General features: G+C 72.8%; 12 protein-coding genes and 5 pseudogenes. 9 read left to right on the top strand and 8 right to left on the bottom strand.

Going from position 1 to position 20,303, the window contains the following annotated elements; all coding sequences use genetic code 11:
• Window positions 1–61: 61 nt before the first annotated feature.
• Window positions 62–1,273, bottom strand: coding sequence for a bifunctional adenosylcobinamide kinase/adenosylcobinamide-phosphate guanylyltransferase (locus BM536_RS23200; RefSeq protein WP_170109941.1), 1,212 nt, complete (start codon window positions 1,271–1,273; stop codon window positions 62–64).
• Between the two features lie 114 nt (window positions 1,274–1,387).
• Here BM536_RS23200 and BM536_RS23195 point away from each other — a divergent pair, with 114 nt between their 5' ends.
• Window positions 1,388–1,600, top strand: coding sequence for a hypothetical protein (locus BM536_RS23195; RefSeq protein ID WP_073497036.1), 213 nt, complete (start codon window positions 1,388–1,390; stop codon window positions 1,598–1,600).
• Window positions 1,601–1,665: 65 nt separating this feature from the next.
• Here the strand turns inward: BM536_RS23195 and BM536_RS23190 are convergent.
• The 3 genes and pseudogenes from BM536_RS23190 to BM536_RS23180 all read right to left on the bottom strand — a co-directional run bounded on the left by BM536_RS23190 (window position 1,666) and on the right by BM536_RS23180 (window position 4,360).
• Window positions 1,666–2,749 (bottom strand): annotated as a pseudogene (locus BM536_RS23190) (S1C family serine protease).
• Window positions 2,750–2,820: 71 nt separating this feature from the next.
• Window positions 2,821–3,560, bottom strand: a pseudogene (locus BM536_RS23185) (class I SAM-dependent methyltransferase).
• A gap of 83 nt (window positions 3,561–3,643) precedes the next feature.
• A complete protein-coding gene (locus BM536_RS23180; RefSeq protein WP_073497034.1) occupies window positions 3,644–4,360 on the bottom strand; it encodes a DUF3043 domain-containing protein in 717 nt (238 codons plus the stop codon).
• Between the two features lie 208 nt (window positions 4,361–4,568).
• On the opposite strand from BM536_RS23180, the gene BM536_RS23175 reads away from it, so the two are divergent.
• The 6 genes and pseudogenes from BM536_RS23175 to BM536_RS23150 all read left to right on the top strand — a co-directional run.
• Entirely contained in the window at window positions 4,569–5,339 is a 771-nt protein-coding gene (locus BM536_RS23175; protein WP_245873743.1) for a PspA/IM30 family protein, read from the top strand.
• Between the two features lie 34 nt (window positions 5,340–5,373).
• Window positions 5,374–5,652 (top strand): PspA-associated protein PspAA, encoded by a 279-nt coding sequence (gene pspAA, locus BM536_RS23170; RefSeq protein WP_073497030.1) that lies wholly within the window; start codon window positions 5,374–5,376, stop codon window positions 5,650–5,652.
• Window positions 5,653–5,855: 203 nt separating this feature from the next.
• On the top strand, window positions 5,856–7,076 hold the full coding sequence (locus BM536_RS23165) for a sensor histidine kinase (RefSeq protein ID WP_094103410.1): 1,221 nt from the start codon (window positions 5,856–5,858) through the stop codon (window positions 7,074–7,076).
• Window positions 7,073–7,755 (top strand): annotated as a pseudogene (locus BM536_RS23160) (response regulator). The gene BM536_RS23165 and the pseudogene BM536_RS23160 overlap by 4 nt, the downstream one beginning before the upstream one ends.
• A 183-nt stretch (window positions 7,756–7,938) precedes the next feature.
• The gene (locus BM536_RS23155; protein ID WP_245873709.1) at window positions 7,939–11,103 is read left to right on the top strand and encodes an efflux RND transporter permease subunit; all 3,165 of its coding nucleotides are present in this window, start codon (window positions 7,939–7,941) and stop codon (window positions 11,101–11,103) included.
• Window positions 11,104–11,211: 108 nt separating this feature from the next.
• Window positions 11,212–13,326 (top strand): annotated as a pseudogene (locus BM536_RS23150) (protein kinase domain-containing protein); the annotation flags it as partial.
• Window positions 13,327–13,442: 116 nt separating this feature from the next.
• Here BM536_RS23150 and nadA read toward each other — a convergent pair.
• Entirely contained in the window at window positions 13,443–14,627 is a 1,185-nt protein-coding gene (gene nadA / locus BM536_RS23145; protein WP_073497026.1) for a quinolinate synthase NadA, read from the bottom strand.
• Between the two features lie 277 nt (window positions 14,628–14,904).
• Here nadA and erpA point away from each other — a divergent pair, with 277 nt between their 5' ends.
• Window positions 14,905–15,261: an iron-sulfur cluster insertion protein ErpA gene (gene erpA / locus BM536_RS23140; protein ID WP_073497023.1), complete on the top strand. Its 357-nt coding sequence runs from the start codon at window positions 14,905–14,907 to the stop codon at window positions 15,259–15,261.
• Window positions 15,262–15,345: 84 nt separating this feature from the next.
• Here the strand turns inward: erpA and BM536_RS23135 are convergent, their stop codons facing one another.
• Both BM536_RS23135 and BM536_RS23130 read right to left on the bottom strand, forming a co-directional pair.
• Window positions 15,346–17,301: a hypothetical protein gene (locus BM536_RS23135; protein WP_245873707.1), complete on the bottom strand. Its 1,956-nt coding sequence runs from the start codon at window positions 17,299–17,301 to the stop codon at window positions 15,346–15,348.
• Window positions 17,302–17,493: 192 nt separating this feature from the next.
• Window positions 17,494–17,703, bottom strand: coding sequence for a hypothetical protein (locus BM536_RS23130; protein WP_073497021.1), 210 nt, complete (start codon window positions 17,701–17,703; stop codon window positions 17,494–17,496).
• A gap of 128 nt (window positions 17,704–17,831) precedes the next feature.
• On the opposite strand from BM536_RS23130, the gene BM536_RS23125 reads away from it, so the two are divergent.
• The gene (locus BM536_RS23125; protein ID WP_073497019.1) at window positions 17,832–18,806 is read left to right on the top strand and encodes a carbohydrate kinase family protein; all 975 of its coding nucleotides are present in this window, start codon (window positions 17,832–17,834) and stop codon (window positions 18,804–18,806) included.
• A 1-nt stretch (window position 18,807) separates the two neighbouring features.
• Here the strand turns inward: BM536_RS23125 and BM536_RS23120 are convergent.
• A pseudogene (locus tag BM536_RS23120) lies at window positions 18,808–20,174 on the bottom strand (aminotransferase class V-fold PLP-dependent enzyme).
• Window positions 20,175–20,303: the final 129 nt, after the last annotated feature.

Raw genomic sequence — 20,303 nt, 5'->3', positions numbered from 1 at the left:
CGCCCGGCGGCGCCGGCCACGCCGGCTCCACCCTCCGCCGCCGGCCCGCCGCCCGGTCACCTCACCCCCGCACCACCAGCGCCTGGCCCGCGACCACCAGCACGACCTCCTCGCACTCGCCCGCGACCGCCGCGTTCAGCCGACCCAGTTCGTCCCGGTACCGCCGCCCCGACGCCGTGGCCGGCACGATCCCCGACCCCACCTCGTTCGACACCAGGACAACCGGCCGCCGAGCCCCCCGCACCGCCCGCGCCAGCTCCGCCGTCCGCGAGCGCAGCTCCCGCTCACCCCCGTCCGCCCACACCGCGTCGTCCCACGCCCCGACGGAGTCCATCGCGTCGGTCAGCCACAGCGACAGACAGTCGATCAGCAGGGGCGGAGCCCCGTCCTCCCCGAGCAGCGGCACCAGGTCGCACGTCTCGACCGTCCGCCACGACCCCGGCCGCCGCTCCCGGTGGGTGGCGACCCGCGCCGCCCACTCGCCGTCCCCGCCCCGCGACCCGCCGGTCGCGACGTACAGCACGTCGGGGAAGGACTCCAGCCGCCGTTCGGCCTCCACCGACTTCCCGGACCGCGCACCGCCCAGCACCAGGGTTCGCCGTGGCACGTCCGGCACCTCCTCGTAGACCCCCACCGTCAGCGTCGACCCGTCCGGCACCGCCCGCGCCCCCGCCGCGGCCAGCCGCCGCCGCAGCTCCGGGCCCGACGGCACGTCGTGGTCCAGGTGGACGGCGAGGACGTCCGTCGTGGGTCCGACCGCGCCCACCGCCCGCAGCTTCGCCAGCGCGTCCGGCCGCCCCACCACGTCGGTGAGGACCATGTCGTACCGCTCGGCCGGCTCCCCGCCCTCCTCCAGTCCGGCCGGCGCGCCGCCCGGCGGCAGATACAGCAGCCGCTGCCCGTCCGGGCCGGTCACCGCGTACCCGGTACCGGGCGCGTCCATCGCCACCGCCCGCACCCGGTGCCCCGTCAGCAGCGTCAACTCCCGTCCGTCCGGCACCCGGCCGGGCTGCGGCAGCCCGGCCGGCACCTCGACGGCGGGTCCGTCGTGCGGATGCGACAGCAGCACCTGCCGTACGCCGCCCAGGGAATGTCCGGAGCGCGCCGCGGCGAAGGCGGCGCCCGGTGTGAGGTCGAGCAGCAGCGCCCCGTCGAGGAGCACCGCGGTCGCCGCCCGCGCGTCCGCCCCGAGGGAGGTCGCGCAGGCGGCACAGGGACAGTCGGGGCGGGGGAGTCCCGCGGGGGCACCGGTACCGAGCAGAGTCACTTCCACGGACCTGATTTTCGCGCGTCCGATCAGGTCTTGCGCATCCGGCTAGGCTGCGTGCCAGGAGCCGGACCAGGATCCGGCTTCTGCTCTGCATGTGCTCACACGTTGGAGGCGTACATGGCGGCATGGACGTGGCGGTTCGAGAAGGCCGACGGGACGGAGGTCCAGCCCGCGGTGCAGCCCGAGGAGTTCACCACGCAGGGGGATGCCGAGTCCTGGCTCGGGGAGCACTGGAAGGCCCTCCTCGAAGGCGGCGCGGACCAGGTGCGGCTGTTCGAGGACGCCACGGAGATCTACGGCCCGATGAACCTGCACGCCGACGAGTCCTAGGACCGGATCCCGGCCCGGGGTGGCCGGTCGACGGCCACCCCGCCCGCCCCGTGCCGACGGCCCCGCTACTGCTTGCCCAGCGTCACGTCGACGGTCCGTTCGTCGCCGTTCCGGGTGAAGGCGAGCGTCGTCCGTTCGCCGGGCCGCATCGCGGCCAGTGCCTCCGCCAGCGAGGTGACCGTGGTGACCGCGGTGTCACCCAACCCGGTGATGACGTCCCCGGCCCGAAGGCCCGCCCGGCCGGCCGCGCCGCCCCTCGTGACGTCCACCACCGCGACTCCGGCGGCCCGGTGGTCCGCGTCCACGACCGTCCGTGCGGTGATGCCCAGAGCGGCCCGGCCGGAGTCGGTGACCCTGCCGTCGGCCACGATCTGGTCGGCGACGGTCCGCACCATCGAGGCGGGGATCGCGAACCCGATGCCCGGCGCCGCGCCCTGGCCGAGGCCCGGGTCGGTGGCCGCGAGGGTGGGGATGCCGATGACCTCGCCGTCGAGGTCGACCAGCGCGCCCCCGCTGTTGCCGGGGTTGATGGCGGCCGACGTCTGCACCATGTTGGCGATCGTCGCGCCCGTGCCCCCGTCGGTGCCGCTTTCACTGACGGTCCGTCCGGTCGCCGAGACGATGCCCTGCGTCACGCTCGACGACAGGCCGAGCGGAGAGCCCATGGCGAGCACGATCTGCCCCACCTCGACCTCGCCGGAGCCCCCGAAGCGGGCCGCCCCGAGCCCGTCGGGCACCCGGTCCAGCCTGATGACGGCGAGATCCTGCTCGGGGTAGCTGGAGACGAGCGTCGCGGCGAGGGGGTCCTCGCTGTGCGCGGTCGTCACCCGGAAGGTCTTCTCCTCGCCGACGACGTGCGCGTTGGTGACGATGTGCCCCCTGTCGTCGTACACGATCCCGGACCCCAGATCACTGCCCGCCTCGATCTGCACGACCGACGGCAGGACGTCCCGGATCACCTTCTGGTACGCGCTCTGGAGATCGTCGGCCCGCGTCACGGCCGCCGGCCGTGCCACCCGGTCGGTCCGCCGGGTGATGTCCTCCCCGGCCGGACCCGGCACCGGAGCACCCGGCGACCAGCCCCCCGAGGCAGCACACGACGACCGCCGCGACGACGGCCGTCCGGGCACGCGCAGGGGAAGCATCCATGCCCCGAGTCTCACCAGGGAGCGCGCCCCCGGCTCGCGCAGCTCACCCGAACGAGCGCGCCGGGCGACAGCTCAGCCCCGCACCCCGCACAGATGCAGCAGTGCCGCCACGCTGCGGTACGGGTCCGTCCGGCCCGCCCGCTCCTCCGCGGCCAGCAGGGGCTCCAGATCCTCGGGGACCGCCGCGCCGTCCTCCGTCGTGTCCGTGAAGACCCGTACGCCGTACCAGGCCTGGAGCGGCGCCCCGATGCCCGCGAGGGTCGCGGTCAGGGTCTCCCGGCGGTCCGCGCGGACGTCGAGGCCGAGGCGGACGGGGGTCCCGCCGTGCGAGTCCGTTCGAGCATGGGGGAGGTGGTGCGCCGGGGTGTCGAAGGCGCTCAGCGCTCCCGCCCAGTCCCCGGCCAGGCCGGGCCGCATCGCCAGCGCGTCGGCATTGCGGACGAGGAGGGACAGCAGCCCGCCGGGCGCCAGCACGCGTGCGAGGCCCGCGAGGACCGGGTCCGGCTCCTGGACGTGCATGAGCACGCGGTGGCAGAGCACGACGTCGAAGCTGCCGGGTGGGAAGTGCACGCCGGTGTCCCGGCCGTCCCCCTCCATGATCCGCATCCGCTCCCGGATGCCCTCGGGCTCGCCGGACAGGGCTTCACGGGCCGCTGCGATCATCGTCGCGTCCTGCTCGAGCCCGGTCACCTGGTGACCGAGCCGGGCCAGCCGCAGCGCCTGCGCGCCCCGGCCCATCCCCACGTCGAGCACGCGGAGCCGCTGCCGACCGGAAACCGCCCGGCTATCTGTTCGTCGAGCTGTCGGGCCACCAGCTCCTGCCGTACGACATCACGCAGCCCGCCCAGCCCGCTCAGCCAGGTCCTCGCCGCGCCCCCGGAGAAAGAAGCAGTGCTCAGGGCCGCTCTCCGCGCTTGACCTGCGGCTTGGGCAGCCGGAGCCGACGCATCTGGAGGGAGCGCATGAGCGCGTAGGCCACCGCGCCCCGCCGGTTCTGGTCGGGGAAGCGCTCGGCGAGCCGCTTCTTCAGACGGAGCCCGGTGAAGAGCGAGTCCAGCACGATCAGCACGATCACCACGAGCCACAGCAGCAGCGCGATGGTCTGGAGCGAGCCCACCCGCACCATGCTCAGCACGAGGATGACCACGGCCATCGGCAGGAAGAACTCCGCCACGTTGAACCGCGAGTCGATGGTGTCGCGCGCGAACTTGCGCACCGGCCCCTTGTCGCGGACCGGCAGGAACCGCTCGTCACCACCTGCCAGCGCCTGACGCTGGCGCTCGAGCTGGGCTCGGCGCTCCTCGCGCTGACGCTTGGCGGCGTCCTTGCGCGACGACGACGTATTGGCGACGCTGCGGCGCTGGGACTGGGCCTCACTGCGCTTGGGCGTGGGCCTGCCCTTCGGGGCCTGCGGGTCGCGGGTCTGCTTGGAGTCGGTCAGCGGCGCCTTGTCGGCCACCGATGCCTTCTCATCCTTGGCACGGCTACGGAACACAAAACCCAAGGGTAAGCGCTCCCCGGGTATGGACCCCAGCCCGGTGGGGAACGATCCGGCAACACCAGTCGTCTGAAGTGAGGACGGACCCGGGACAGACCGGTGGAGACGGGACATGCGGTGGCGCGGTGTCCACCCTGACGGTCACCTACTCCTTACGCCGGAGCAAGGCCTTGGTCAGTCGTCCTTGGGGATGAGCGCATCCGTCCCCGAACAGTGCGTCAATGGATGCAGGGCCCGTACTGTGGGTTCTGTCGCAGAGCTGGAGCTGGACGTCAGAAGGGGGCGCGCGAAGCCCATGAGCGGTGTCATGAAGCGTATGGGGATGATCTTCCGCGCGAAGGCGAACAAAGCCCTTGACCGGGCCGAGGACCCGCGCGAAACCCTCGATTACTCCTACCAGAAGCAGCTGGAGCTGCTCCAGAAGGTCCGCCGCGGTGTCGCGGACGTGGCCACCTCGCGCAAGCGACTGGAACTCCAGCTGAACCAGTTGCAGTCGCAGTCCACCAAGCTGGAGGACCAGGGCCGCAAGGCGCTGGCGCTCGGCCGCGAGGACCTCGCCCGCGAGGCGCTCTCCCGCCGCGCCGCCCTCCAGCAGCAGGTCACCGACCTGGAGACGCAGCACCGCACGCTCCAGGGCGAGGAGGAGAAGCTCACCCTCGCGGCCCAGCGCCTCCAGGCCAAGGTCGACGCGTTCCGCACCAAGAAGGAGACCATCAAGGCCACCTACACCGCGGCGCAGGCGCAGACCCGGATCGGCGAGGCCTTCTCCGGCATCTCCGAGGAGATGGGCGACGTCGGGCTGGCGATCCAGCGTGCCGAGGACAAGACGGCCCAGCTCCAGGCCCGCGCCGGCGCCCTCGACGAACTCCTCGCCTCCGGAGCCCTGGACGACCCCACCGGCATGGCCAAGGACGACCTCCAGGCCGAGCTGGACCGGCTCTCCGGTGGTACGGATGTAGAGCTGGAGCTTCAGCGCATGAAGGCGGAGCTGGCCGGGGGCACCTCGTCCGGGCAACAGGCCATCGAAGGCGGCGCCAACCCGTCGCAGAGCCAGCAGCAGCCGCAGGACACCCCGCGCTTCGACAAGCAGTAGCTTCGGCGCCGGGGCCGGAGCCGAGGAGGTCGACATGATCGTCCGGATCATGGGGGAGGGCCAGTGGACGCTGGCCGACTCCCACTTCGCCGAGCTGAACAAGCTGGACGACGAACTGCTGGCCGAGATGGAGGGCGGCGACGAGGACGGTTTCCACCGCACCCTCGGCGCTCTCCTGGACGCCGTCCGGCGCCTCGGCGAGCCCCTCCCGGACGACTCCCTGGAACCTTCGGAGCTGATCCTCCCGGCCCCGGACGCGAGCCTGGAGGAGGTCCGGGAGATGCTGGGCGACGACGGACTGATCCCGGGGTGAGACGGCTGAGCCCCGGGGGAGGGCGGGCGTTCCGCGGGTGCGGTTCCCCAGGTCTCCCGGTCCCCGGTTGAAGCCGGGCGACCCCTCGGGTCCGGCGGCTGAGGCCGAGGCACGAGGCCGTTCGGGCCGACAGCGGGGTCCGAGGGCGGCAGCCCCCGGCAGCAGTCCCCAGCGACGGCCAGGAAAGGGACGGTACGGAAAAGGTGACGCCCCTGGCCCGAGCCCAGCGCCGGCTGAAAGCCCACCCCCTCGCCCTGGACGCCGCCCTCGCCGCCGGCGTACTGCTGTGCATGCTGGCAGGGTCCTTCGTCGACCCGCACGGCGAGCGGAGCGTCAGCTGGAGCGTCCGCACCCCCGACCCGCTCAGCCTGCTGCTGATCACCCTCGGCGCCGCCGCGCTCGTCTTCCGCCGCAGCGCCCCCATGACGGTCCTCGCGCTCACCGGCACCTGCTCCGTGGCCGAGAGCGTCACCGGCGACCCCCGCGCCCCCGTCGCGATGTCCGCCGTCATCGCCCTCTACACCGTCGCCTCCACCACCGACCGCCCCACCGCCTGGCGGGTCGGCCTGCTCACCATGACGGTCCTCACCGGCGCCGCCATGCTCGCCGGACCACTGCCCTGGTACGCCCAGGAGAACCTGGCGATCTTCGCCTGGACCGGCATCGGCGCCACCGCCGGGGACGCCGTCCGCAGCCGCCGGGCCGTCGTGCGGGCCATCCGGGAGCGGGCGGAGCGGGCCGAACGCACCCGCGAGGAGGAGGCCCGCCGCCGGGTCGCCGAGGAACGCCTGCGCATCGCCCGCGACCTGCACGACGTGGTCGCCCACCACATCGCCCTGGTCAACGTGCAGGCCGGGGTGGCCGCACACGTCATGGACAAGCGTCCCGACCAGGCCAAGGAGGCCCTCGCGCACGTCCGCGAGGCCAGCCGCTCCGCGCTCAACGAACTCCGTGCCACCGTCGGCCTGCTGCGCCAGTCCGGCGACCCGGAGGCCCCCACCGAACCGGCCCCCGGTCTGGACCGGCTCGACGAACTCGCCGGCACCTTCCGCAACGCCGGTCTCCAGGTCGAGGTGGCCCGCGCCGACCACGACACCAGGCTTCCCGCAGCCGTCGGTCTGGCGGCCTACCGGGTCATCCAGGAAGCCCTCACCAACGTGCAGAAACACGCGGGGCCGGACGCCAGGGCCGAGGTCAGCGTCGTACGCGTCGGACCGAACATCGAGGTCACCGTCCTCGACGACGGCGCGGGGGACGCCCCGGCGCCGCAGGACGGCGGCGGCCACGGCCTGCTGGGGATGCGCGAGCGCGTCACCGCCCTGCGCGGCACCCTCACCACCGGTCCCCGCTACGGAGGCGGCTACCGCGTCCATGCGATCCTGCCCGTCAAGACCCGCTCCAGCGCCCCCGAGGACTCCGCATGACCATCCGCGTCCTGCTCGCCGACGACCAGGCGCTGCTGCGCAGCGCGTTCCGGGTGCTCGTCGACTCCGAGCCCGACATGGAGGTGGTCGGCGAGGCGTCCGACGGGGCGCAGGCGGTCCGGCTCGCCAAGGAGGAGCGCGCCGACGTCGTCCTGATGGACATCCGCATGCCCGGCACCGACGGTCTCGCCGCCACCCGCCTGATCAGCGCCGACCCGTCCCTCGCGGGGGTCCGCGTGGTGATCCTGACGACCTTCGAGGTCGACGACTACGTGGTGCAGTCGCTGCGCGCGGGCGCCTCCGGCTTCCTCGCAAGGGCAGCGAACCGGAGGAACTCCTCAACGCCATCCGGGTCGCCGCGGGCGGGGAGGCCCTGCTCTCGCCGACCGCCACCAAGGGGCTGATCGCCCGCTTCCTCGCCCAGGGCGGCGCCGGGGGCGACGGCGACGACCCGGACCGTGCGAAGCGGCTCTCGGCGCTCACCGGCCGGGAGCGCGAGGTCCTCGTCCTGGTCGCCGGCGGCCATTCCAACGACGAGATCGCCGAGCGCCTGGAGGTCAGCCCACTGACCGTGAAGACGCACGTCAACCGGGCCATGGCGAAACTGGGCGCCCGCGACCGGGCCCAGCTCGTGGTGACCGCCTACGAGTCCGGGCTGGTCCGCCCAAGGGTGGACTGATCTCCACCCGGCCGTACTGCACCCGGAGTATGCGCCGGATAAGGAAATCGACCTGGGGCTTACGGATCGGGCTCTCCCGATGGCTCAGGGTGTGAGGGAGGGCGCTCATCTGTGTTCGCGGCGCCCCTTTTTCCCTTCCCGCCCTGCCGCTTCTGCCGCTCACAGAAGAGAGACCCGCGACCCATGTCCTGGCTGTCGAAGTTCAGCCTCGCGCAACGGGCCCTGATAGGCCTCGTGTCCATCATCGCGATCGTGTTCGGCGCGATCGCGATCCCGCAGCTCAAACAGCAACTCCTGCCCACCATCGAACTGCCGGTGGTGTCCGTGCTCGCGCCGTACCAGGGCGCCTCCCCGGACGTCGTCGAGAAGCAGGTGATCGAGCCGATCGAGGACAACCTCGAAGGGGTCGACGGCATCACCGGCGTCACCTCCACGGCGAGCGAGGGCAACGCCGTCATCCTGGCCTCCTTCGACTACGGCAACGACACCAAGCAGCTCGTCGCCGACGTCCAGCAGGCCGTCAACCGGGCCCGCGTCCAGCTCCCGGATGCGGTGGACCCGCAGGTCGTCGCCGGTTCCACGGACGACATCCCGACCGTGGTCCTCGCCGTCACCTCGGACGGGGACCAGCAGGCCCTCGCCGACCGGCTGGACACGACCGTCGTGCCCGCGCTGAAGGACATCGACGGCGTCGGCCAGGTCACCGTCGACGGCGTACGCGACCTGCGCGTCACCGTCACCCCGGCCGACACGAAGCTGGCCAAGGCCGGCCTGACCGTCCAGTCCCTCGCCCAGGCCCTCCAGGCGGGCGGCGTGACCGTCGCGGCCGGCTCCTTCGACGAGGCGGGAAGCAACCGCACCGTCCAGGTCGGCGGCGGCTTCACCTCCCTGCGGCAGATCCAGGACCTGGTGATCCCCGCACAGGCGGGCGGCAGGCCGGTCCGTCTCGCCGACGTGGCCACCGTGAAGCAGGAGGAGGCCCCGGCCGACTCCATCACCCGCACCGACGGCAGGCCCAGCCTCGCCGTCGCCGTCACCATGGACCACGACGGCAGCGCGGTCGCCATCTCCGACGCGGTCGAGGACAAGCTGCCCGGCCTGCGCGAGGACCTCGGCTCCGGCGCGTCCATCACGGTCGTCAGCGACCAGGGACCGGCGGTGTCGAAGTCCATCAAGGGCCTCACCACGGAGGGTGCGCTCGGCCTGCTCTTCGCGGTGCTGGTCATCCTGGTCTTCCTGGCGTCGATCCGCTCGACGCTGGTGACGGCGGTGTCCATCCCGCTGTCCGTGGTCCTCGCCCTGATCGTGCTGTGGACCCGCGACCTGTCGCTCAACATGCTGACCCTGGGCGCGCTGACCATCGCCATCGGCCGGGTCGTCGACGACTCGATCGTCGTCCTGGAGAACATCAAGCGCCACCTCGGCTACGGCGAGGAGCGCGAGACCGCGATCCTCACCGCGGTCCGCGAGGTGGCCGGCGCGGTCACCTCCTCCACCCTCACCACGGTCGCCGTGTTCCTGCCGATCGGCCTGGTCGGCGGCATGGTGGGTGCCCTGTTCGGCTCGTTCAGCCTCACCGTCACGGCGGCCCTGCTGGCCTCCCTGCTGGTGTCGCTGACCGTGGTCCCGGTCCTGTCGTACTGGTTCCTGCGGCCCCCGAAGGGCACCCCCGCGGACGCCGAGGAAGCCCGCCGCGCGGCCGAGGAGAAGGAGGCACGCAGCCGTCTCCAGCGCTTCTACGTCCCCGTCCTGCGGTTCGCGACCAGGCGCCGTCTGACGAGCGTGGCCATCGCGGTCGTCGTCCTGATCGGCACCTTCGGCATGGCCCCCCTGCTGAAGACCAACTTCTTCGACCAGGGCGAGCAGCAGGTGCTGACGGTCAAGCAGGAGCTGAAGCCGGGCACCAGCCTGGCGGCGACCGACGTCCAGGCCAGGAAGGTCGAGCAACTGCTCGCCGACACCGAGGGCGTGAAGGACTACCAGGTCACCATCGGCTCCTCCGGGTTCATGGCCGCCTTCGGCGGCGGCACCGACACCAACCAGGCCTCGTACCAGGTGATGCTGGAGGACTCGGCGTCCTTCGAGGACGTCCAGGACCACATCGAGGACGGCCTGAAGAAGCTGTCCGGCATCGGCAGCACGACGGTCGCCGCCGGTGACGGCTTCGGCAGCCAGGACCTCAGCGTCGTCGTGAAGGCGGCCGACGCCGGGGCGCTGCGGACGGCGGCCGAGCAGGTCCGCTCCGCGGTGGCCGGCCTGGACGGCGTCACGGATGTCACCAGCGACCTCTCGCAGAGCGTGCCGCGCATCTCGGTCAAGGCGAACGCCAAGGCCGCGGCGGCCGGCTTCGACGAGCAGACGCTGGGCGCCGCGGTCACCCAGGCGGTCCGCGGGACCACCGCGGGCAAGGCGGTCCTGGACGACACCGAACGCGACGTCGTCATCACCTCCGCCGCGCCGGCCGCCACGCTGGCGCAGCTCAAGGCCCTGCCCCTCGGTCCGGTGAAGCTCGGCGACATCGCCACCGTGCAGCTCGTCGACGGCCCGGTCGCCATGACCCGCATCGACGGACAGCGCGCGGCCACCGTCACCGCGCGGCCGACCGGCGACAACACGGGCGCGGTGAGCGCGGACCTGACGTCCGAGCTGGACGCGCTGAAGCTCCCGGCGGGCGCGACGGCCGAGATCGGCGGTGTCTCGCAGGACCAGGACGACGCGTTCAAGAACCTCGCCCTGGCGATGCTCGCGGCGATCGCGATCGTCTTCATGCTGCTGGTGGCGACCTTCCGGTCGTTGGTCCAGCCGCTGATCCTGCTGGTCTCGATCCCGTTCGCGGCGACCGGCGCGATCGGCCTGCTGATCGCCACCGGCACCCCGATGGGCGTCCCGGCGATGATCGGCATGCTGATGCTGATCGGCATCGTGGTGACCAACGCCATCGTGCTGATCGACCTGATCAACCAGTACCGGAAGCAGGGCCACGGCGTCGTCGAGGCCGTGATCGAGGGCGGCCGCCACCGACTGCGGCCCATCCTCATGACGGCGCTGGCGACCATCTTCGCCCTGCTCCCCATGGCCCTGGGCGTCACCGGTGAGGGCGGCTTCATCGCCCAGCCGCTGGCGGTCGTCGTGATCGGCGGCCTGATCACCTCCACCCTGCTCACCCTGCTGCTCGTCCGACGCTCTACGCGATGGTCGAACTCCGCAAGGAGCGCCGGGCGAAGAAGCGCGCGGCGAAGCGGCAGCCGACCGAGCCGGAGCGGACCCCGGAGCCGGCCGGCGTGTGACACGCGGCCGGACATCCCGGCACCGACGTCCCTTCCTCCGTGGGGCTTACCTATCCTGTGAGCTCGAACTGCTCTGCGGGGGAAGGGGATCGGGGCGGTGCCTCTTTTCAAGGACGACCCGAGGTCACTCGGGGGATACCGGATCGTCGACCGCCTCGGCGCCGGTGGGATGGGCGTCGTCTACCGGGCCAGGTCACGCACCGGGCGGGACGTGGCCGTCAAGGTGGTGCACGCTCAGTACGCCGAGGACGCCGTCTTCCGTACCCGTTTCCGTCAGGAGATCGAGGCCGTCCGCCGGGTGAGCGGCGCCTTCACCGCGCCGGTGGTCGACGCGGACCCGGAGGCGGCCCGGCCGTGGATGGCCACCCTGTACGTGCCGGCGCCCTCGCTCGCCGACCGGATCCGCGCGGACGGTCCGCTGTCCGACGCGGACCTGCGCCGCCTGGCGCTCGGGTTGGTGGAGGCGCTGCGCGACATCCACCGGGCCGGGGTGGTCCACCGCGACCTCAAGCCCGCGAACGTACTGATGGCCGAGGACGGCCCCCGTGTCATCGACTTCGGCATCTCCCGTGCGGCGGAGAACCAGACGCTGACCGAGACCGGCCACATGATCGGCACGCCGCCCTTCATGTCCCCCGAGCAACTCACGGACGCCCGCTCGGTGGGCCCCGCCTCCGACGTCTTCTCACTGGGCGCGCTCCTGGTGTTCGCGGCGACCGGACGTGGCCCCTTCGACGCCGACAGCCCTTACCTGACGGCGTATCGGGTGATGCACGACGAGCCGGCGGTTCAGGCGCTGACACCGGCCCTGCGCCCCCTGATCGCCCGCTGCCTGGCCAAGCCCGCCGCCGACCGGCCCTCCCTCGACGACCTGGCGAAGGAGTTCGCCGACGCCCTGCCCGAGGAGGCGACCGGTGACCTGCGCACGGTGGCCCCGGGCGGTCCCGGTCCCGGCACGAGCCCCTCGGCCGCCGAACCGTCCGCGCGCCGCCCCGGCACCGACCGGCCCCGCGGCACCGGGCCCACGGCCGAGCCCGTCGTGCGGTGGGCCGGCCCGTCCGGCCGTGTGTCGCGCCGCGGCAGGCTGCTCGCCCTGGGCGGTGTGTCCGGCGTCCTGGCCGTCGCGCTCGCTGTCTACCTCGCCCTGGGCCCGCTGCGGGACCGCGGTACGGAGGCCGGTGGCGCCCCGAGCACGTCGGCCCCCTCCCGCTGGGCGGCCGTTCCGGCGGGCTGGCGGCCCTGGAACACGACCGTGCACGAAGCGGCCGCGCGCGGGGTGACCCGAGCCCCGGAGGCAACGGGCGGGCTGGGGACACCGTCCTGCGCGCTGGAGGGCAGCGCGCTCTACTGCGTCGGGAACGGGGTCCTCCCGGTCCGCCTCGACGCGCTGACCGGCCGGACGCTGTGGCGGGCCGACACCGCACCGTCAGGGACGGAAGCGAACGCGTACGAGGGCCGGATCCTGGGCGTTCACGACGGGGTGATGCTGGTGCGCCAGTCCGAACACTTCGCGTCGGGCGGAGCCACCCCGTCCGTCGTGGCCATCGACGCGGAGACCGGTGATCGGCTGTGGTCGCGCAAGGCGACCGGGGGCAACGGAACCCCCACCGTGGCCGGCGGGCTCGCCCTGCTCCCCGGCAACGGCTCGGTCACCGCTCGCTCCCTGCGCGACGAATTCGCCTGGACGGCGCCCCTGCCCGCGGACCACGCCTGTGACTTCCATGACGTCGACGGCGATCTGTACGCCGTGTGCAGCAGGTACGACGGCGACGACCCCGGTGTCCGGCTGCTGACGCTGGACCGGGCCGACGGCACGGTGCGCCCGCTGACGAGTCTCCAACTCCACAGCGCCTTTCTCGGCGTACGCGGCGACGAGCTGGTGTTCGTGGAGCAGAGCGCCAGGAGTCTGGAGGACGCCGACGAACCGGCGTACACGCGGGTGGCGCTGGTGGACCGGGACAGCGGGGCGCGGCGGTCGGTGGCGCTGACGGGCGAGCCGCGCGGCCAGGCGGCCCTGGTGAACGGGGTCCTGTGTTTCGCGGCCTCCAACGGGCTGCTCACCGCCGTGTCCGCGGAGACGGGGGAGCGGCTGTGGCAGACCCCGACGAGCCTGGAACAGCCCGGCAGGCCGGTGGGGGACTCGGGTGGCGCCACGGTGTTCCTGGCCAGTGCGAGCGGGCGGGTCGCGGCCCTCGACGCCCGCGCGGGCACCGTGCTGTGGGAGTCCCTGCCGCGGGCCGGCCGAGCGGGGAGCGGGGGCTGGTCCGCCGAGTTGTTCCGGCAGGGTGGCGCGCTGGTGGTGACCACCCCCGACGGGACGGTCTTCTCCGTGGACCCGGCCGACCCCGGCCGCACCCCGCCCCGGCATGAGTGTGCCCGCCGGGGCCGGGCCGGGACGCGTTACGGCAGCGCCAGCATCCGCTCCAGCGCCAGCTTCGCGAACGCCTCGGTCTCCTTGTCGACCTCGATGCGGTTGACCAGCTTGCCCTCGGCCAGGGACTCCAGGGTCCAGACCAGGTGCGGCAGGTCGATGCGGTTCATGGTCGAGCAGAAGCAGACCGTCTTGTCGAGGAACACGATCTCCTTGCCCTCGGGCGCGAAGCGGTTCGCCAGTCGGCGGACCAGGTTCAGCTCCGTGCCGATGGCCCACTTGGAACCGGCGGGCGCGGCCTCCAGGGCCTTGATGATGTACTCGGTCGAGCCGACGTAGTCCGCCGCCGCCACGACCTCGTGCCGGCACTCGGGGTGGACCAGCACGTTCACGCCGGGGATGCGGGCGCGTACGTCCTCCACGGACTCCAGGCTGAAGCGGCCGTGCACCGAGCAGTGGCCCCGCCACAGGATCATCTTCGCGTCGCGCAGCTGCTCGGCGGTCAGCCCGCCGTTCGGCTTGTGCGGGTTGTAGAGGACGCAGTCCTCCAGGGAGAGGCCCATGTCGCGGACGGCGGTGTTTCGTCCGAGGTGCTGGTCGGGCAGGAACAGCACCTTCTCGCCCTGCTCGAAGGCCCACTGCAGGGCCTTCTCGGCATTGGAGGAGGTGCAGATCGTGCCACCGTGCTTGCCGGTGAACGCCTTGATGTCCGCCGAGGAGTTCATGTACGAGACGGGCACGACCTGCTCGGCTATGCCGGCCTCGGTCAGCACGTCCCAGCACTCGGCGACCTGCTCGGCCGTCGCCATGTCGGCCATCGAGCAGCCGGCCGCCAGGTCGGGCAGGACCACCTTCTGGTCGTCGGACGTCAGGATGTCCGCGGACTCGGCCATGAAGTGCACACCGCAGAACACGATGTACTCGGCCTCGGGGCGGGCGGCCGCGTCCCGGGCCAGCTTGAAGGAGTCGCCCGTGACGTCGGCGAACTGGATGACCTCGTCGCGCTGGTAGTGGTGCCCGAGGACGAAGACCTTGTCACCGAGCTTCTCCTTGGCGGCACGGGCCCGCTCCACGAGGTCCGGGTCGGAGGGAGAGGGCAGGTCGCCGGGGCACTCGACGCCCCGTTCACTCCTCGGGTCGGCCTCGCGGCCGAGCAGCAACAGGGCGAGGGGACTCGGCTGTACGTCGAGCTCCGTGGTCTGGGCGGTGGTCACGGCACGCACCTTTTCTACTTTTCGTCGATCTGACGTTATTTATCATAGCCTGCTTCATGTCACTTTGACGATGGTCATTGCGTCGATGTGACATGAATCCCGGCGCCGCCGCGTGTGCTCCTCGACAGGGCGGCCAGGGTCGCTGTTCGCTGCCGCGTGGGTGTGCGAGCATGAAGGAACGGGCGAAGAGAAGTTGCCCGGCCCGTGGAATGAATCCGCGGCCCCGCCGGTTGAAACCGTCGGCAAGCAGTCTCCGTACAACCCGGGAGAGATGTAGATGTCCGTATCGGACGAGACCAGCACCGTCACCGACGGCATCATCCTGTCCGACGCCGCCGCGGCGAAGGTCAAGACCCTGCTCGACCAGGAAGGCCGCGAGGACCTGGCCCTGCGTGTCGCCGTCCAGCCCGGCGGCTGCTCCGGCCTGCGCTACCAGCTCTTCTTCGACGAGCGTTCCCTCGACGGTGACGTGGTCAAGGACTTCGACGGCGTCAAGGTCGTCACCGACCGCATGAGCGCCCCGTACCTGGGCGGCGCGTCCATCGACTTCGTGGACACCATCGAGAAGCAGGGCTTCACGATCGACAACCCGAACGCTACGGGCTCCTGTGCCTGCGGTGACTCCTTCAGCTGATCCTGCGCACAGCCGAGCCGTCCGCACGGCACACGGAAGGCGGCGGCCCCCTCCGAGGGGCCGCCGCCTTCCGTGTGTCCGGGCTTAGCGGGGCAGCCGCGCTCCCGGCTTCTCCAGGGGAACCTGCTTGCCGTCCGACCCGACGACCGTCCGGTCGCCGAGCGGCTCGTCCAGCTGCACGGTCCGGTGGAAGAACTTGGCGATCTTGATGCAGACCGCGTCCGGCCACGGCTTCTCCGTCACGGTGACCTTCACCTGGTCCCCGCTCTCCACCGCCTTCGCGGTGTAGTCGGAGCACACGCCGCCGGTGAAGCCGACGACCAGCTCGCGGCCCTCGGCCGTGTAGCCGTCGACCGTCACCTCACGGGTCTCGGTGCCGGAGGCCGGCGGCTGGGACGGAGTGGCCGCCGGGGGCGCGCTCAGGAACTCCGGCTCGACCGCCGGATGCGTCACCGTGTAGTCGTCCCCGGCCCCGGTCGCGCGCACCGAGAACAGCCAGGACGGCACCAGCACCTGCCGGCCGCCCGAGGCGTGCGGGGCGAGCCCGAACACCGCGCCCTCGACCGTGAGCGTCTCCTTCTGCGGCACGCCGGCCGACGCCTCGCAGGGGCTCTGCGCCCCCTCCGTCGCCGGCACGGGCGTGGCGCACCCGCCGATGCCCGTACGGCGATCGGTCCCCGGCGCCGCGTTCATCCGGTCCAGCGTCTCCCGCGCGCCCAGCACGGGGTACGTCTCTCCCTCGGCCGGCGCCTTCACCCGGCCGCTGCCGCCGACGATCTCGCCCTGGGCGCTGACGGTGACGCCGGTCGTCCAGCCGTAGGTCGGCAGGCCGCCGACCTCGGCGTCGGCGTTCACGATCCGCTGCGCGCCCACGACCTGGCTCGCGTCGATCTTGGCGTCGTCCTGCCCGAGCGCCTTCAGCACCGGTGCCGCCGCCTTCTTCGCGGCCGCCTCGCTCACCGGGTCGACGGAGGAGGCCGTGTCCTGCGACGCGCAGACGGCGGAGCCGCTCTTGCAGTCGTCCGTGCCGGGGACGTACCGGCTGAACGTCCACACGCCAGGCGCGCCCTTCTCCACCCGGAGCACCGGTCCGGACCCGTCCTTCCCGGAACCGACCTTCCAGGACCGGCCCTCGGTCACCGGGGTTCCCTCCACCCCCAGCGCGCCGGCCAGCCGGGTCACCTCGGACCGTGTGACCTCACCCTTCGCCCAGTACACGGGAGCCGAGCCGGGGCCGTCGGGGAGAGTGCCGTCGGCCCGGTAGGTCACCCCGTACGGGTTCGGCTCGCCGGGCGCGATGCCGTTGCCCCCGTCGGACTCCGGGGCGTGGTCGTCCAGCACGAGCGCCGGGGGAGTGCCGCCCCCTGAGGGGGGCGCCCCGGCACTGCCCTCGGTGCCACCGCCCGCGCCGGCGGCGAGATAGGCCCCACCCCCACCGACGACCAGCACAGCCGCGGCGACGGAGGCGACCAGCACGGAGGACCGCCGCCGGCCGCCTTCGGGAGCGTCCTCGCCGGGGGAACCGCCCTCGCCCCCGGAGCGTCGCAGGACACCGGCGTCGACTTCCCGCTCGGTCCCGGCGGGCTCCTCGGCACCGGGCTCCGAGGCCCCGGCCGGCAGGGCGGGGGAGGCCGCCTCGGCGGGGTCCGGCGTTCCCGCCTCGGATCCCCGCGCGTCAGGCGCGCGGGACGCCTCGGGCTCCGGCGCTCCGACCGCCGGGCCGGCCGCGGGCTCCTCGGCCTCGGACACACCAGCCGGGCCGGGGGTGTCGGCGGGCTCCTCCGGGCCGGGCTCCCGCCCGGAACCGGGGGCAGGCCGCGCCGCCTCGCCAGGCCCGCCCGCCCGGGGCGCACGCCCCTCGGCGCCGCCGGTCTCCTCGACCGTGGCGGCCTCCGCCGGCGTCTCCTCCGCACGCGCGGCCTCCGGGGCACCCCGGTCCTCGGGCGTACCCCGGTCCTCGGGCGTACCCCGGTCCTCCGGTGTCCGTCCGTCCTTCGGCCCGCGTGCGGCGTCGTCGTTGTCGGGTCGCTCGGTGTTCACCGCATCGCTCCTTCGGCTGCGCTGCTGTCGTACCTGACATCCCCTTTACGGGGGACAGCGATGGGACGCAGCGGGGGAGCGCACGGTTCCCCTACGGGCGCCCCGGCCGAAACAGGGCACGCGCGAAAGCCCGCGACAGCACGCGCGAAAGCGCGCGCGAGCCCGCGGAGGCCGGCCCGCGCGGCGTTCGGGCTAGTTGCCGTACTCCGGCATCGCCTCCAGCAGCCGGGCCGAGGCCGCCGGAACGGTCACGCCGTGGATCAGGGACAGAGGCACGGGAAGGGCCGCGCTCTTCTCGGGCGCGGTCCAGTGCGGAGCCATCCGCGCGCAGTCGCCCCGCAGCGACGCCAGGTCGCCTTCGAGGTCGGCCGGAGCGGGCGCGTGGACCTTGAGGTTCGTCATAACCGCACCGTATGCACGTCGGGCCCGCGAAGAAAGATCTACTATCGGGTAGTTTCCTCCGCTTCAGAGGCGGCGGCGAACCCGGTAGCGTGAACTGTCAATCCACCTCCCACAGGAGAGTCCACGCCGTGCGCATCGCAGTCACCGGCTCCATCGCAACCGACCACCTCATGACGTTCCCCGGCCGCTTCGCCGACCAGCTCGTCGCGGACCAGCTCCACACGGTCTCGCTCTCCTTCCTGGTCGACAAGCTGGACGTACGGCGCGGCGGGGTGGGCGCGAACATCGCCTTCGGCATGGGGCAGCTCGGCACGAAGCCCGTCCTGGTCGGCGCCGCCGGCTCCGACTTCGACGAGTACCGGGCCTGGCTGGACCGGCACGGCGTCGACACCGCCTCGGTCCGCATCTCCGAGACCCTGCACACGGCCCGTTTCGTGTGCACCACGGACGCCGACCACAACCAGATCGGCTCGTTCTACACGGGCGCGATGAGCGAGGCCCGCCTCATCGAGCTGAAGACCGTCGCCGACCGCGTCGGCGGCCTCGACCTGGTCCTGATCGGCGCCGACGACCCCGAGGCGATGCTCCGCCACACGGAGGAGTGCCGCTCCCGGAACATCCCCTTCGCCGCCGACTTCTCCCAGCAGATCGCCCGCATGGGCGGCGAGGAGATCCGCATCCTGCTGGACGGGGCGACGTACCTCTTCTCCAACGAGTACGAGAAGGGCCTCATCGAGTCCAAGACCGGCTGGAGCGACGAGGAGATCCTCGGCAAGGTCGGTCACCGCGTCACCACCCTCGGCGCGCGGGGCGTGCGCGTCGAGCGGGCCGGCGAGGACCCGATCGAGGTCGGCTGCCCGCAGGAGGAGCGCAAGGTCGAGCCCACCGGCGTCGGCGACGCCTTCCGGGCCGGTTTCCTCTCCGGCCTGGCCTGGGGCGTCTCCCTGGAGCGCGCCGCCCAGATCGGCTGCATGCTCGCCACGCTGGTCATCGAGACCATCGGCACCCAGGAGTACCGGCTCCGCCGCGCCCACTTCATGGACCGCTTCGCGAAGGCGTACGGCGACGAGGCCGCCGCCGAGGTCAAGAAGCACCTGGGCTGACTCAGAGCAGCCGGCGGACCAGATGCGCCGAGCCACGGTCCGCCGGCTCCTCACCGACGTACTCCTGCCCCCGCATCTGGCACCAGGCGGGGATGTCGAGCCGTGCCGCCTCGTCGTCGGAGAGGACCCGCACCGTGCCGCCGACGGGCACCTGCCCGATGACCTTCGCCAGCTCGATGACCGGGATCGGGCACAGCTTGCCGAGGGAGTCGACGACCAGCTCGTCCGCGCCGGTGACCACCGTGGGCGTGGGCGCCCCGAGCTTCTCGCGCACACCCGCCACCGCGCCCGGCAGCGCGGCGAGGAACCGCTCCACGTCCTCCTCGGCCGTCCCCGGCGGCAGCGACACCCGCACGTTCCCCTCGCTCAGCACTCCCATCGCCCTGAGCACATGGCTCGGCGTGAGCGTGCTGCTCGTGCAGGACGAACCGGACGAGACGGAGAAGCCCTCCCGGTCCAGCTCGTGCAGCAGAGTCTCCCCGTCGACATAGAGACAGGAGAAGGTGACGATGCCGGGCAGCCGCCGCTCGGCGTCACCCACCACCTCCACGTCCGGCACGGAGCGCGCCACCCCGGCCCGGATCCGCCCGGTCAGCTCCCGCAGCCGCTCCGCCTCGGCCGCCGCCTCCGCCCGCACCGCCCGCAGCGACGCCACGGCGGCCACGATCGCCGGGATGTTCTCGAACCCGGCCGCCCGCCCCGACTCCCGTTCGTCCGAGGGCCCCCGGGGAGCGAACCGGACGCCCTTGCGCACCACGAGCAGCCCCACCCCCGACACTTGTGCGCACTGGCCGCGAGCAGCGACCAGTTCCCCTCCACCGGCCCCCACCCGAGCGACTGCGCCGCGTCGACGAACAGCGGAACCCCCGCCTCCCGGCAGGCCTCGGCCACCTCCGCCACCGGCTGCTCGGTGCCCACCTCGTGGTTGGCCGACTGGAGACAGGCGAGCGCCGTGTCGGGCCGCAGGGCCCCGGCGTACGACTCCACGGTCACGGCGCCGGACCGCAGCACCGGCACCTGTGTCACCGTCCCGCCCTCCGCCTCGAACACCTCGGCCGAATGGAGCACGGAGGAGTGTTCGACCGCTGACACGATCAGGTGGCGTCCGGCGCGCCGCCGACCCGCCAACGCGCCCGCGACACCGCTGTGCACGGCCCGGGTTCCGGACGGAGTGAACACCAGCTCGTCGGGCCGGCACCCCACCGCCTCCGCCGCGGCCTCCCGGGACGCGTCGAGCAGCATCCGGGCCCGACGGCCCTCCCGGTAGAGCCGCGCCGGATCGGCCCAGCCCTCGTCGAGCGAGGCCAACAGGGCCTGACGGGCCATGGGGTGGAGCGGGGCGGCGGAGGCGGCATCGAAGTAGGACACGTGGCAACGGTAGAACGCGGGGGAGCCGGACGGCGGCCCGGGGAACTGCGCGACCAGCCACAAACCCGCCCGCACGCGCCCAACAAGCCGCAACCCCGAGCGATTAGGTGCCTCCTCCCACCCCTGGGC

It is taken from the genome of Streptomyces phaeoluteigriseus, assembly GCF_001896135.2.
Classification (GTDB): Bacteria; Actinomycetota; Actinomycetes; order Streptomycetales; family Streptomycetaceae; genus Streptomyces; species Streptomyces phaeoluteigriseus.
Note: the sequence above shows the minus strand (reverse complement) of the source record. Positions and strands in the feature narration are given on the sequence as shown.